Genomic DNA, 12,873 nt, shown 5'->3' on the forward strand with positions numbered 1-12,873 from the left:
TAAGCGATCTGTGGCAGACGACGTCGACGATGCGTATCCTTCATATCCTCGATCATGGCCTGCCGCTGCAAAGTGGCTACACGTTCCGCACCCGGGCGATCCTCAAGGCGCAGGAGGGGCTGGGGTGGACCGTCGCAGCCGTTACCGGCCCGCGGCACGGCGTGGCACCAGCGTCGGTCGAATCCGTCGACGGGCTGACCTTTCACCGCACCGCGGCGGGGGTGAAGCCGGGTCCGGTCGGCGAGGTCGTCGGGATCGCGGCGTTCGCAAAGCGGATCGAGGCGGCGGTCGATGCCTTCAAGCCCGACATCCTCCACGCGCATTCGCCGGTGATCGATGCGCTCGCCGCGCTGATCGTCGCACGCAAGCGGAAGCTGCCCTTGGTGTACGAGATCCGCGCGTTCTGGGAGGATGCGGCAGTCGGCAACGGGACGGGGACCGCGACGTCGCTGCGCTACCGTGCGACGCGGGCGCTGGAGACCTGGGCCGTCAGGCGCGCGGACGCGGTAGCGGTGATCTGCGAAGGCCTGCGCAGCGATCTGGTCGCGCGGGGGATCGCGGCGGACAAGATCACGGTGTCGCCCAATGGCGTCGATCTCGACCTGTTCGGCACCGCGCCGCCGCGCGACGATGCATTGGGGGCGGAACTGGGGCTCGACGGCGCGGATGTCGTCGGGTTCATCGGCAGCTTCTACGATTACGAGGGGCTCGACGACCTGATCGCGGCGATGCCGGCTTTGGTAGCTATGCGCCCCAAGGCACGGCTTTTGATGGTCGGTGGCGGACCGATGGAGGCGGCGTTGCGCGCGCAGGCCGACGCATCGCCGGTGGCGGACGCAATCCGCTTCGTCGGGCGCGTGCCGCACCAGGAGGTCGAGCGTTATTACGGGCTCGTCGATATCCTCGCCTATCCGCGCAAACGGATGCGGTTGACCGATCTGGTCACGCCGTTGAAGCCGCTCGAGGCGATGGCGCAGGGGCGGCTGGTGGCGGCATCGGATGTCGGCGGGCACCGTGAACTGATCCGCGACGGGGAGACGGGGACGTTGTTCCCGCCCGATGATCCGGCGGCGATCGCGACCGCGCTGGCGGGCATGTTCGCGGATCGGTCGGGTTGGGACGAGCGGCGGGCGCGGGGGCGCGCGTTCGTTAAGGATGAACGTAACTGGTCGTCAAACATTCGGCGCTATGATCCTCTTTATGGACGGCTGATCGCGGCCGCCGCACGGGAACAACGATGATCGCGCTTGGCCGCCAACCCCTGATCCGCGCGCTGCCGCTTTACGGCGCGGTGGCCGGTGGGCTGCTCGCCGCCATCGGCGTGCTGGTGATCTCGAGCGACACGCTGGAGACTCTGGTGTGGACCACCGGCGTGGCCGCACTGGTACCCGCCGCCGCGCCGCCGCTCGGGGTGATCGCGCGCGTCCTCCTGGCGCTCGGCAGCGGGTTGCTGGTGGGCGCGTTGCTGTGGTCGTCGCTGTTCCTGCTGTTCGGGCCGGGCGGCTTTCTCGTCCGCCGTGCGCCGCGCGAGGACGGCGTGCCGGTGGTGCGCCGCGCCGACGCGCATCCCGACGCGCCACCGCGTAAACCCATGTCGGCGGCGGATCTCGGCACGCCGATGATGGAGCTGGGGATCGGTGCCAACGGCGCGCGTGACGAGCGGACGATACCGGCCGATCTCGATTTGCCGCTTGCTGCGTTCGATCCGAAGGCGATCCTGCCGGTGCCGATGGAGCCGGTGCGCCCGGTCGCGCCGCTTGCGCAGCCGATGATCGCGCCAGTCGTGGATATGCCGCGTTCGGCGGAACCGGCGACGTTCGTGACCGCGCCTGCGCCCAAGCCGGTCGAGCGGCCGGTCGAAATTGCGTTGGAGGAGGATGCTCCCGAGCCGGTGCCCGAAACCATGCCCGACCCTACGCCCGAGATGATCGCGCCGACCCCGATTGCGCGGCCCGGTCGCCCGCCCGCCGAGCCGACCACACCGCCGACGATCGAGGCACTGCTCCTGCGGCTCGAACAGGGTGCGCTGAAGCGGGGGCGTATCGGCTCGCACTGAGCGTGACCGTTCAATCCTCCCCCGCCAGGGGGAGGTGTCGCCGAAGGTGACGGAGGGGAGGGTACGGAACAGATGTTTCGCTTGCCTCCCCCTCCGTCTGGCAACAGCCAGCCACCTCCCCCTGGCGGGGGAGGATTGTTGGGGCGCTGCCGTACCCGATCCAGTCGAAACCGCTGTTTCTCTCTCAATCCCTCTGATACCCATAGCTCGAAAAACATTGAGGAGGGATCATGGCGGGTGCGCAAACCATCGGGGACGAGCCGGAAAAGGCGCGTCGCACTACGCCTGGTACGTGCTGTCGATCCTGTTTCTCGTCTATGTGCTGAACTTCGTCGACCGGCAGATCATCTCGATCCTGGCGGAGGACATCAAGCGCGACCTGGGGTTGAAGGACCAGGATCTCGGCTTCCTGTACGGCACCGCGTTCGGCGTGTTCTATTCGCTGTTCGGCATCCCGCTCGGGCGGCTGGCGGACAATTGGCACCGCGTAAGGCTGATGACGATCGGGCTGTCGCTGTGGTCGGTGATGACCGCGCTGTCGGGATTTTCAAAGACCGGCGGGCACCTCGCGGCGGCGCGGATCGGCGTGGGGATCGGCGAGGCGACGGCCAGTCCGTCCGCCTATTCGATCATCTCCGACTATTTCCCGAAGCGGCTGCGCGCGACCGCGCTATCGATCTATTCCGCCGGGCTGTACGTGGGCGGCGGCTGTTCGTTGTTCATCGGCGGGCTGATCGTGCAGAGCTGGAACAAGGCCTATCCCGGCGGCGGGCCGCTCGGGCTGGTTGGCTGGCAGGCGGCGTTCATGGCGGTCGGCGTGCCGGGGCTGTTGCTGGCGCTGTGGATCGCGACGTTGAAGGAGCCGATCCGCGGGCTTGTCGAGGGTCTGCCCGAGCCGGAGAAGCATCCCGCGCCGTTCCGCGCGTTCGGTGCCGAGCTGGTGACGATCGTGCCGCCGCTGACGCTGATCGGCGCGGCGATGGGCGGTGCACGGGCGCTTGGCTATAATCTGCTGGCGCTCGCGGTGGTGGTCGCCGCGGTGTCGGGGCTGATCGCGGCGGGCGAGCCGTGGCCGCAATGGGTGGCGATCGGGATCGGCGTGTATGCGGTGTTTTCGTGGGCGTCGGCGTTGAAGCGCCGCGATCCACCGACCTTCGCGTTGATCGTCGGCACGCCGGCATTCCTGTGCACGGTGGTCGCCTATGGGCTGAACGCGTTCCTGAGCTATGCGGCGAGTTTCTGGGCGGCGCCTTATGCGTTGCGCGAGCTTGGCGCGACGCCGTCGTCGGCGGGATTCATGATCGGCAGTCTCGGCGCGACCGCGGGGTTCCTCGGGCTAACGATCGGCGGGGTGGTGTCGGATCGGTTGCGGCGGGGCAATCCGGCGGGGCGACTTTGGGTGGTGATCTTCGGCGCGGTGGTGCCGGTGCCGTTCCTGGTGCTCGCCTTCACCGCGTCGTCGCCGACCGCGTTTTATACCGGGATATTTCTCGCGCAGTTGACCGCGTCGTGTGCGCTGGGGGCGGCGGCGGCGACCACGCAGGACATGGTTTTGCCGCGGATGCGCGGGACGGCGACGGCGACGTTCTTTATCGGGACGACGCTGATCGGGCTGGCGCTCGGGCCATATATGGCGGGGCGGGTGTCGACGCTAACCGGGAGCCTGTCGATCGGGATGCTGTCGTTGCTGGTGGTGACGCCGATTACGCTGGCGTGTGCGATTGCGGCGTATCGGTTGGCGCCGCGCGCGGAGGCTACGCGGGAGGATCGCGCGAGGGCGGCGGGGGAGGTGGTCTGAGCTTTGCGATCCTCCCCGCCAGGGGGAGGTGGCTGGCCTTTGCCAGACGGAGGGGGAGGAAAGAGAAACCTCTGTTGCGTGTCCTCCCCTCCGTCACCTACGGCGCCACCTCCCCTGGCGGGTAGGATCGAGCGGTTTGGAGGTGCGTGGCTTTCCGTTCGTGCTGAGCGAAGTCGAAGCACCTGCGCGCGGGGCTGGCCCTTCGACTTCGCTCAGGGCGAACGGGGAGGGGACAGGTTGGTGCGCGGGACCTGTGCTTCGATACGCGCCCTCGATACGCTTCTGCGAAGCTACTCGGTCGCTACTCGGCACGAACGGGAAGGGTGTTACCCCGCCTGGAACACCCCGCAGGCGATCCGTCCGCCGCTGTTGCCGGCCGGATCGGTCATCAGATCGTCCGGCCCCGCATGGACCACGAACGCCGAGCCGTCCGTGTCCATCAACCCCGCCATCGTCGCGCCGGGGATGGTGATGCCGATCGTGCCGCGACCATCGGTGCCGATGATCAAATTGGGCAGATCGCCTTCGTGCGGCCCCTGTGGGTTCATGCTGCCGTGTTTCATACCGGTCGGGTTCCAGTGGCCGCCCGCGGTCGTGAAGTCGGGGGCGTCGCAGCGGCCGACCATGTGGATGTGCGCGCCGTGCGTGCCGGGGGCATCGCCTTGGCGTCGAGCGTAAATCGGAGGCCGCCCGCGACTTCGGTGGCGGTGGCGCGGCCGACATCGGTGCCGGTCGCGGTCTGGAGCATCGCGGTGGCGCGCTGGCCGCCAGCAACCGGCGTGCCGGTGTCCATGCCGCTCTTATCGCAGGCGCTCAGGCCCATCGTCGCCGCGCCGAGCAGTGCCAGTGTCGCAATCCGCATGTTGTCTCTCCCTGTTGATCTCTTGGCGAACCCTTCGCTGTCGCTCAGGTTCCACCCCCGGGTATCGAGCGCCGCGCGCGCGACGGGGTCGTCCAGCGCGCCGGCGTGACCGGGATGGTCTTCGTACAGCATGAGAACGCATGACGGGAAGGGCGCGCTAGAGAGTGCGGCACGGGCAGCACCATCGCAAAGCCGACCCCGGCCGATTGGGATGTGTAGCAGGCAGCCGCGCGGTTCGAGCGGAATGGCCCGTAGCTGAACGGCGCTAACCGCCTACTCCGCCAGGCGAATGCAGCGACCTCCCTTGCGGAATATACCCGCGCCGATCCGTCCCAAATCAGGCCCCGCCGTCGCTTGATCTACATCTGTCATAAGAATGTCATCGTAAGGGCCGACTGCACCCCCATGGCTACCTCCACATTCGCCCCCGACACGCTGACGGCTGATTCGAGCGCTGCATCGCCGCCGCGCACCGGTCCCAAGCTCGATCATTCGCTGCACCCGGCGGGGCGGTGGATCTTCCTGGCCGTCCTGATCGGCGGGCTTGCCTATGCCGGGTTCAGCATCGCGTTCGATACAGCCCAGGTCGGCGAGAGCCTGGCGGGCGGGGCGTTCGCGTTCCTCGCGCTCGCGCTGCTGATCGCGCTCGGGTTCGAGTTCGTGAACGGCTTCCACGATACCGCGAACGCGGTCGCCACCGTCATTTACACGCATTCGATGCCTGCGCCGCTTGCGGTCGTTTGGTCGGGGTTCTTCAACTTCCTCGGCGTGATGCTGTCGTCGGGCGCGGTTGCGTATTCGATCGTCACGCTGCTGCCGGTCGACCTGATCCTCAACGTCGGTAGCGTCGGCGGGTTCGCGATGATCTTCGCGCTGCTGCTCGCGGCGATCGTGTGGAACCTCGCGACCTGGGCGGTCGGGCTGCCCAATTCGTCGAGCCATGCGCTGATCGGCTCGATTCTCGGCGTCGGCCTCGCCAACCAGCTCATGAACGGCGGCGCGGACGGCACGTCCGGCGTCGACATGGCGCAGGTCTGGAAGGTTCTTTCCGCGCTCGCGTTCAGCCCGATCGTCGGGTTCGTCGGCGCGCTCTTGCTGCTTCTGGTGATGAAGCGCTTTCTCCGCGACAAGGCGCTGTACGAGGCGCCCGAGGGCCAGACGCCGCCGCCGCGCGGCATCCGCGCGCTGCTGATCGGCACGTGCACCGCGGTCAGTTTCGCGCATGGCAGCAACGACGGGCAGAAGGGGATGGGGCTGATCATGCTCATCCTGATTGGTTGCGCGCCGACCGCCTATGCGCTCAACCGGACGATGCCCGAGAGCGCGACGCCGGCGTTCGTCCAGACCGCGCAGGCAGCGTCGGCGGCGTACCGCGCGCACGCCGATGGCGCACCGACCGACGTGGGCGCGGCGCGCGCACAGGTCACGCAGGCGCTGAAGAGCAAGCATGTCGCGGACCCGGTCGTTTATGGCGCGCTGGCGACGTTGTCGGACGACGTGTCGAGCCGGATCGCGGGCTATGGCTCGCTCGGGAAAGTGCCCGCCGCGGCGACGCCGAACCTGCGCAACGACATGTATCTGGTGCTCGACACGACCAAGCTGATCGCCGCCGACAAGGCCGCGCAGGGTCGGTTTACCGCGCAGGAGATCACGACGCTCAAGAGCTATGACAGTGGGCTCGAGCAGGGCACGCGCTATATCCCGACCTGGGTGAAGGTGACCGTCGCGCTGGCGCTGGGCCTGGGCACGATGGTCGGGTGGAAGCGGATCGTCGTCACGGTGGGCGAGCGGATCGGCAAGACGCATCTGACCTATGGGATGGGCGCATCGGCCGAGCTGGTTGCGGCGTCGACCATCCTGCTGGCGGTGAACTTCGGCATGCCGGTGTCGACCACGCACATCCTGTCGTCGGGCGTTGCGGGTGCGAGCGTTGCCAATGGCGCCGGGCTGCAGCGCAGGACCGTCATGAACATGGCGCTGGCGTGGGTGATGACGCTGCCGGTGGCGATGCTGCTGTCGGGGGGCTGTACTGGCTGCTGCTGACGCTGGCGCATACGCTGGGGTATTGAAACTACTCCCGTCATCCTGACGAAAGTCAGGATCCAGAGCCAAGCAAGGCAGCGCCCGTTACCCTGGATCCTGACTTTCGTCAGGATGACGGCGGTAAGTTAGGACGGACCGGGTGCCCGGTGCCGGCGAGCGGCACGGGAACCCCTAGCCCGGCCTAAGGGTTGCCGGACCCATGCGATTGCGATGCTCGATCTGTGGCAATTGGGACTGGCTCCCGCGTGAGGACTGGTCCGAGTGTAGCCACTGCCGCCTGATGGTGCGCGACGTGAGCGAGGTCGGCGAAGTGGCCCGCGACATCGTCGCCCGGCTCGAAAGCGGTGTTGTCGATCTGGAGCGCGAGCCCGCCGAGCGCTGGACGCTCGACCCCGCGGGATTGCGCAACGCGGCATGGCGGTTCGGGTTCGAGGTAGAACCGACCGCCGTCGCGCCAAACGCAGTCCGCTTCCCGCACGACTACCGGCCTGCCCAGGCGGAGGCGGTCCCTGCGCAGACCGTGTCGCACGCCGTTGGCCTCGGCATCATCGCGCGTGCCGCCGCCACCGCCGATCTCGTCGACATCGCAACACACTATCGCAGCGCGTTTGGCCGGATCGTCGTCCTCCTCGACGCTACAGCAGACGCGGCGCGCGAACTTGCTGCAGGGCTTCCGTGGATCGAGGTCGCCCACCACCCGCTCGACGGCGATTTTGCTGCCCAGCGCAATCGGCTCCAAGACATGATGCAGACCCGCTGGGTGTTGCAGATCGACACCGACGAACGCCCCGACGCTGCCTTGCTCGATGCGCTCGGCTGGCTGGTCGCGGCGGCGGATCGCGATGGGCTGCGTTCGCTGGGACTACCACGCCGCAACCTCGTCGACGGCGTGCAGTCCGCGTCCTACCCGGACATCCAGTACCGCCTCAACCGCAGCGACATCCGCTTTGCCGGACGCGTCCATGAGCGCCCGGTCGTACCGTTCGTCGAAAGTTCGCTGGCGCTGGCCGGTGCGCTCGACCACCGGCTCGATGGCGAGCGGGTGCGCGAGCGGACGCGGATCTACGAAGCGATGTCGACTGGCGCGGGCAGGCCCGAGGACGAGGCGTTGCTGCTCGCCCCCTTCGATCCCGTGGCGGTGCGGTAGACCGCGATTGTCTGCGCGGCGAGCGTGTCGCGCGTGAACATCCCTGCGGCCCTGCGGCTCGCAGCGGCATAATGCGCGCGCAACACCGGGTCTTCGACCAGCCGCTGGATCTGCGTCGCGAGATCGTCCCCGGTGCAGGTCTTCGCGAGCAATCCGGCACCGCTTTCCCCAATGAACAGCCGCGCGCTTGGATCCTCCGCACAGGCGACGACGGGGCGGCCGAACATCATCGCCTCCTGATACACCAGCCCAAAGCTCTCGTACCGCGACGGCGCGACGATCACGTGCGCCGCCTCCATCAGATCGTGTAGCATGGCCTCGTCGACGCGGTGGTGGCAGGTCAATCGCGCACGCGCCGACGCCGGGATCGCGCCGACGTCTTCCGCGCGTACGCCGACGATCGTCAGCCGGAAATCGCGCATCCCGGCATCCGCGCGGCGCGACAGGATACGCAACGCCATGATCAGCGCGTCGAACCCCTTGCGGTGCTCGTCGCGGCCGACGAACAGCAGGTCGATCGGTTCGCCGAGCGGGTAGGTCGCCGCAGAGCCGCGCGCGACGATCTCGGGCGGCAGGCTGAGGCCGATCACCGCGTGCCGCGCGCCTTCGCCGGGCGCCGCGACGCCGTACAGAGCCGCGATCTTGTCGCCGTGAAGCTGCGTGTTCGAGATCAACGCCTTGCTGAAGCGCGCGGTGATGCGTTCCGCCAGCATCGCGGCGCGGCGATCGAACCGGTCGCGCAGGCTCGTCACGGTCTCCGCCGAAGTTGCCGCCGGGGTGGAGTTGCGCGTCACCAGAGGTGCGGGGCCGGTAAGCGCGATCGCCAGACCGGGCGCGTACCAGTTGGTCGCCTCGACGATGTCGAACGGTGTGCGGCGGTGCTCGCGCGCAACCGCCCGGCGGAATATGAAAGGCGCCACGAGATGCCCGATCCCGGCGATCTTGCGCAGGCGCGCCGCCAAGGATTTGTCGCGCAAACCGCAGCCGAACACCGAAACCCGGCCGTCGCGGCCGTCTTCGCGCCTATCCATCGCAAATACTGTGACGTCATGACCCGCTTCTGCGAGCGACTGCGCAATCTCCCGCGCGGCGCGCGTAAGTCCGCTCTTTTCAGGGGATACGCCCAGGTAAGTAGAGCAATCCTCACGATGCGTTGTCGCACGGCGACCGGCGTACCAAACAGAATGTATTAATCTGCGTCAATTCAAGGGTTTCGCGTTTCATCTGCCCGGAACTCGGCAACCCCGCGGGGGTTCCTTGTGTGAATTCCAGATGAACGGGGGAAGGGTGTTCGTACTACATATCGCGTTACAGGGGTGTCTACGCGCAACCGACGTCGAATACGGACTCACCGCGGATACCGGGGGGCATATCCGCTATTTGCTCGATCTCGTTTCTGCCAGCGGTCGCAATCCGGCGATCGACCGGATGGAAATCGTCACCCGCGCCTTCCGGCACATGGCCTATGCCGAATGCTATGCCGAGCCGATCGAGACGATCGACGGCACCACGCGGATCGTCCGCCTGCCGACGGCCTCCGATGCGTATCTGGTCAAGGAAGACCTGTGGACCGAGCATGACAGCCTGGTCGAGGCCCTGGTCGCGCATATCGCCACGCTCGACCGCACGCCCGACGTCATGCATGCGCACTACGCCGATGCAGGGTTGGTCGCGGCGCGTGTTTCGGCACGGACCGGTATTCCTTACGTCTTCACCGCGCACTCGCTGGGTCGCGTAAAGCTGGCCGCGTTCGACCGCGACTGTGCGGAGACCGCCGGGCTGGATCGGCGCATCGCGATCGAGGAAGAGGCGATCGCGGGTGCCGCCGCGATCATTGCCTCCTCGCGCGACGAGGCCGAGGTCCAGTATGCCGATTATGCTGCCTATGATCCCGGTCGGATTCGCGTATTCGCGCCCGGCAGCGACCTGAAACAGTTTGCCAACTGCCGCACCGACGCACGCGTCGACGCGTTGATCGACCGGTTCCTCGACGACCCTTCCAAACCGGTGATCCTCGCGATCGCGCGGCCTGTCACCAAGAAGAACCTCGCCGCGCTCGTTCACGCTTATGGCCGGTCGCCTGCGTTGCAGGCTGCGGCGAACCTCGTGATCCTGGCCGGGACGCGCGACGACAGCGCGACGCTCGAGCCCGAGATCCGCGACAACATCGCCGAACTGCTTCAGTTGATCGATCGCTACGACCTGTACGGCAAGGTCGCGTATCCCAAACAGCATCGTCCCGACGATATCGCTGCGGTCTATGCGCATGCGCGGACCAGACGGGGCATCTTCGTCAATCCGGCGCTCAACGAACCGTTCGGGCTCACCTTGCTCGAAGCGGCGGCCAGCGGGCTGCCGGTGGTTGCGACCGACAGCGGTGGTCCGAACGACATCGTCGAGACGTGCGGCAACGGCATCCTCGTGGATCCGCGCTCGTCGACCGCGATTACCGATGCGATCCTCAAAATCCTCGACGATCCTGCACTCTGGTCGCGCTATTCAGCGGCGGGGTCGGTCGCGATCCGGGCGTATGACTGGGACCGCCACGTACAGCTTTACGTGGGCCTGCTCGAGGAGGTCGTCGGCGCCTCCGCGGTTCCGCTCGCTGAGCGCGACCCGGCGTTGTTGCTGGTTTCGGACATCGACGGGACGCTGATCGGTTGCGCGCAAGGCGTCGGCGATTTCGCAGCGTGGCATGCGGCGCAGACTGACGTTGCGTTCGCGATCGCCACCGGGCGCAGCTTTCACAGCGCGATGGCGGTGCTCGGCCAGCACGACGCGCCACGCCCCGAGATCCTGATTACGTCGGTCGGCTCGGAGATCTATTACCGGACGGTGCGCGGTGCGGTGTACGACCGCGACACCGAATGGGACGGGATCATCGCCGCCGGATGGGATCGCGACGCGGTTGCCGCGCTGATCGGCCAGCACGCCGGACTGACCCCGCAAAGCCCGCTCGAACAACGCCGGTTCAAGCTCAGCTATTTCGCTGACGGCGACGTGGCGGCGGCCGAACGCGTCCGCGCGCTACTGGCGGAACACGGCCATAGCTGTTCGATCATCCAGAGCCACGGCCGCTATCTCGACGTCCTGCCGCACGCTGCATCGAAGGGGACGGCGGTCGAGCATGTCCGCCGCCGCCTCGGCCTCGAACCGCGGCAGGTGATCGTCGCGGGCGACAGCGGCAACGATATCGAGATGCTGCGCTCGTCGCGCCACGCGATCATCGTCGGCAATTATTCGGATGGCCTCGGCACGCGTGCCGACCTCGCGCATGGCTATGTCGCGGTCGGCCATCATGCGCGCGGGGTGATCGAAGGCGTGGCGTATTTCCGCGCCGCGGCCGAACAGTCGGAGTCGCTCGCCGCCGTACGGAAGCGGGCCTCGTGAGCGTCAGCGTCCTCACGCTCGTCCGCGGGCGTCGTGCGCATCTGGCGAACCTGATTGCCGGGTTGAACGCGTCGCGGCGCAAGCCCGACGAACTGGTGATCGCGTATATGCAGCCGGCGGCGCATATCGATCTACCCTCCACCGACTTTCCGATCCGGGAGGTGTTCGTATCAGGCGACGCGATGCCGCTTGCCGCGGCACGCAATCGTGCCGCGGCGGCGGCATCAGGCAAGCAACTTATCTTCCTCGACGTCGATTGCGTGCCGTCTTCGACCCTGGTTGAACGCTATGTCGAGACGGGATCCGAGCCTGGCGGCATTCGGTTGGGAGAGGTTCTGTATCTTCCCGCTGGCGCGATCGCGGACGGTATCGATTTCGCTGCGCTCGACCGGATCGGCAAGCGCCACCCCGACAAGCCGCCGATCGCTCTCGACGAGATCCGTCCGACACCCACGCATGGCGAACTCTGGGGCTTGTCGTTTGGGATTTCCGCCGCGGACTGGACGCGAGCCGGGGGATGGACGAACGCTATGTCGGCTATGGCGGGGAGGAGACGGACTTCGCCGCACGACTGGAGCGCGCGGGCGTCGCGATGTGGTGGGTTGGAGGCGCGCGCGCGTATCATCAGCACCACATCGTCCACACACCGGCCTACCAGCATTTCGACGCGATCATCCGCAATGCGCGGTTGTTTCGGGCGACATGGGGGCGGTGGTGCATGCAATATTGGCTCGGGCAGTTCGCCGAGAACGGTTTGATCGCGTGGGATGCGGATACGATAACGGTCTTGCGCCAGCCGAACGACGCGGAAATGATTGCGTCGAAGATGTCACCGGAGACGCTGTTCAGTTGAGGCCGGGTGCCTGCCCGACTTTACGCGTGTAGGTCGTGAATACTCTCTTTGCCGACATCAGCCTATGCTGCCTCTGCCTGCCCTGTTCCCGCTACGCATCTTCCGCTTTCCGGCATGTCCCCAATTTCGTTACCCCAGCGAACGCCGGGGAGTCTCGTGAGACAGCCGGCGGGAGCCCCATGATGAGATCCCAGCTTTCGCTGGGATGACGCGTGAAGCGAGGGGCTAGAAGGCGTCCCACTTTCGATCCTCCCCCGCCGGGGGGCGGGCTGGAACGTGCTTACCCCGCGGCCCACAAAGAAACCGCCAGCGCTTCCAGATACTCCGCCGCCACCTTCGCCGCGTCGTCGTCGTAAAGTTCGGCAAGGGCCGCCGGATCGAGTGCCTTGGCCGCATCGAGGATCCCGCGCCATGGTGCCAGCGCGCCTGGCCACGCTGGAAGCGCAACCGCCGCACCCAGTTCCGCAAGTCGCTCTGCCTTGCGCGTCTGCTCACCGAAATACCGCCATTCGGGCGCGCAAACATAAGGCCGCCCCACGCGCGCGATCTCGTGCACCGTGTTGTCGCCCGCCGATGCGATCACGACGTCCGCCGCGGCGATGTGGTCGGTCACGCCCGGTACCCAGCCGAGCTCTACGAGATTGCCGAAATCGGTTTCGTGTCCCTCGCGGTGGACCGGCCCCAGCACCAGCCATTGAGCGTCCGGCACCGCCCGCGCCGCCAT

At 67.2% G+C, this 12,873-nt stretch carries 9 protein-coding genes and 2 pseudogenes; 7 read left to right on the forward strand and 4 right to left on the reverse strand.

The features are described 5' to 3' along the window. The first annotated feature begins 29 nt into the window (after nucleotides 1-29). The 3 genes from QP164_RS02075 (at nucleotide 30) to QP164_RS02085 (ending at nucleotide 3,854) form a co-directional block, all read left to right on the forward strand. Nucleotides 30-1,241: a TIGR04063 family PEP-CTERM/XrtA system glycosyltransferase gene (locus tag QP164_RS02075; protein ID WP_333921955.1), complete on the forward strand. Its 1,212-nt coding sequence runs from the start codon at nucleotides 30-32 to the stop codon at nucleotides 1,239-1,241. Beyond that, complete coding sequence (locus QP164_RS02080; protein WP_333921956.1) at nucleotides 1,238-2,056, forward strand: hypothetical protein; 819 nt, start codon at nucleotides 1,238-1,240, stop codon at nucleotides 2,054-2,056. Before QP164_RS02075 ends, QP164_RS02080 begins: the two co-directional genes overlap by 4 nt. Nucleotides 2,057-2,348: 292 nt before the next feature. Continuing rightward, nucleotides 2,349-3,854 (forward strand): spinster family MFS transporter, encoded by a 1,506-nt coding sequence (locus tag QP164_RS02085; protein WP_333921957.1) that lies wholly within the window; start codon nucleotides 2,349-2,351, stop codon nucleotides 3,852-3,854. 326 nt (nucleotides 3,855-4,180) lie between these two features. On the opposite strand, the pseudogene QP164_RS02090 reads toward QP164_RS02085, so the two are convergent. Then, nucleotides 4,181-4,716: pseudogene (locus tag QP164_RS02090) on the reverse strand (superoxide dismutase family protein). Nucleotides 4,717-5,121: 405 nt separating this feature from the next. Between QP164_RS02090 and QP164_RS02095 the strand changes: the two are divergent. Together QP164_RS02095 and QP164_RS02100 are read left to right on the forward strand one after the other, a co-directional pair. Then, nucleotides 5,122-6,785, forward strand: a pseudogene (locus QP164_RS02095) (inorganic phosphate transporter). Between the two features lie 266 nt (nucleotides 6,786-7,051). Further along, entirely contained in the window at nucleotides 7,052-7,906 is an 855-nt protein-coding gene (locus tag QP164_RS02100; RefSeq protein ID WP_333921958.1) for a hypothetical protein, read from the forward strand. On the opposite strand, the gene QP164_RS02105 is transcribed toward QP164_RS02100, so the two are convergent. Then, nucleotides 7,822-9,096 (reverse strand): glycosyltransferase family 4 protein, encoded by a 1,275-nt coding sequence (locus QP164_RS02105; RefSeq protein ID WP_333924162.1) that lies wholly within the window; start codon nucleotides 9,094-9,096, stop codon nucleotides 7,822-7,824. The genes QP164_RS02100 and QP164_RS02105 overlap by 85 nt on opposite strands. Before the next feature lie 97 nt (nucleotides 9,097-9,193). Here QP164_RS02105 and QP164_RS02110 point away from each other — a divergent pair, with 97 nt between their 5' ends. Beyond that, a complete protein-coding gene (locus tag QP164_RS02110) occupies nucleotides 9,194-11,296 on the forward strand; it encodes an HAD-IIB family hydrolase (RefSeq protein ID WP_333921959.1) in 2,103 nt (700 codons plus the stop codon). Nucleotides 11,297-11,520: 224 nt separating this feature from the next. On the opposite strand, the gene QP164_RS02115 is transcribed toward QP164_RS02110, so the two are convergent. Then, nucleotides 11,521-11,703, reverse strand: coding sequence for a hypothetical protein (locus tag QP164_RS02115; RefSeq protein WP_333921960.1), 183 nt, complete (start codon nucleotides 11,701-11,703; stop codon nucleotides 11,521-11,523). A 92-nt stretch (nucleotides 11,704-11,795) separates the two neighbouring features. Between QP164_RS02115 and QP164_RS02120 the strand changes: the two genes are divergently transcribed. Next, a complete protein-coding gene (locus QP164_RS02120; RefSeq protein ID WP_333924163.1) occupies nucleotides 11,796-12,149 on the forward strand; it encodes a glycosyltransferase family 2 protein in 354 nt (117 codons plus the stop codon). Nucleotides 12,150-12,429: 280 nt separating this feature from the next. Here QP164_RS02120 and QP164_RS02125 read toward each other — a convergent pair whose 3' ends face one another. Beyond that, nucleotides 12,430-12,873: a glycosyltransferase gene (locus QP164_RS02125; RefSeq protein ID WP_333924164.1), complete on the reverse strand. Its 444-nt coding sequence runs from the start codon at nucleotides 12,871-12,873 to the stop codon at nucleotides 12,430-12,432.

This window comes from Sphingomonas sp. LR59 (assembly GCF_036855945.1).
GTDB lineage: Bacteria > Pseudomonadota > Alphaproteobacteria > Sphingomonadales > Sphingomonadaceae > Sphingomonas.

Excerpts from the sequence above, each read along its gene's own strand:
- QP164_RS02075 (WP_333921955.1), top strand. The coding sequence starts at position 30 with ATGCGTATCCTTCATATCCTCGATCATGGCCTGCCGCTGCAAAGTGGC.
- QP164_RS02080 (WP_333921956.1), top strand. The coding sequence starts at position 1,238 with ATGATCGCGCTTGGCCGCCAACCCCTGATCCGCGCGCTGCCGCTTTAC.
- QP164_RS02125 (WP_333924164.1), bottom strand. The coding sequence starts at position 12,873 with ATGGCGGCGCGGGCGGTGCCGGACGCTCAATGGCTGGTGCTGGGGCCG.